At 68.5% G+C, this 1,135-nt stretch carries 1 protein-coding gene; it reads right to left on the reverse strand.

The genetic code is table 11. From position 1 onward, the window contains the following. The coding region (locus tag ACLEQD_RS43915; protein ID WP_410391871.1) for a condensation domain-containing protein at positions 1-558 on the reverse strand (558 nt) is incomplete at its 3' end. Between the last annotated feature and the right edge of the window lie 577 nt (positions 559-1,135).

Raw genomic sequence — 1,135 nt, forward strand, 5'->3', positions numbered from 1 at the left:
CGTCATGGACCAGCCGTCGGAGACGATGTGGTGCACCACCACCACGAGCAGGTGCTCTGCCGGCGCCGACGTCAGCAGCAGGGCGCGCAGCAGTGGGCCCTTCGCGAGGTGGAAGGGCTGGGCCGCCGCTTCACGCGCCAGCCGCCACGCCTCTTCCTGCGATGAGCCCGTGAGGTCCTTGCGCTCCAGGGTGAGCACCGGCTCCGGTGACACCACCTGCACGGGCCCGGCGGCGTCCTCGCGGAAGGTCGTCCGGAGCACTTCGTGACGGCGCACCACTTCGCGCAGCGCGCGCTCCAGCACGTCCACGTCCAGCGCGCCCTCCAGCCGCACCGCCATGGGCACGTTGTAGAGAGGGCTGCCGGGCTGCAGCTGATCAATGAACCACAGGCGCTGCTGGGCGAAGGACAGCGGCAACGGGCGCGAGCGGTCTTGCACCGGGATGAGGCCCTGCACGGAGTTGCCCCCGGCGGCCTTCTGCGCGGCCATCTTCTTGAGCAGTTCGGCGCGCTTCTCCGGTGAGAGGTTGGCGATCCGCTTCGACAGCTCGTTGCTCATCTCGTGTACTCCGCGCTCGGGGACGCCAACGCGTGCGACACCCGGGGCGGTGGCGCTCGCGAGAACTCAGACCTGCTGCTGATTCCGGAATGACCCCCTGCGCCGCTCTCCCGGGAGAGGCGCGAGGGTGGGTCAAATCCATGCGGGTGAGATTATTCCGCCTACGGAGGCCCTGTCATGAGGGCGGCGGAGAACCATCCGAATGAATTCAGGTATTTACGGGATTGTTCTGGCTCCCGGAGTTCAGGGAGGGAAGGACGCCAGATGTCCTCCGGAGTGGGACCTGCTCCTGGAGTCTCCTCCCTGAGGGCGGATGAGACAGGCCCCGGGCTTCGCGCCTGAAGCGGCCGCGAGCCACCGTCGAAACCGGGTGGCGCATGTTTTGAAACATGGCTCAGGTGCGTCGCGCGAGCGGACCCACCGTCGCGATGATCCGCGACGGCGGGTCCCCCACTTCAGGCTCGAAGTCAGCGCTCCGTGGCCTGACGGGGGGCGCTGCCCGACGCTTGAATGAGCGCATCCCGCAGGCGCTCGACGACGGGCGCGAGGTGCGGGTCCTGCATCAGGGCGTGGTGGC

Source organism: Corallococcus sp. 4LFB, assembly GCF_046520365.1.
Lineage (GTDB): Bacteria > Myxococcota > Myxococcia > Myxococcales > Myxococcaceae > Corallococcus > Corallococcus caeni.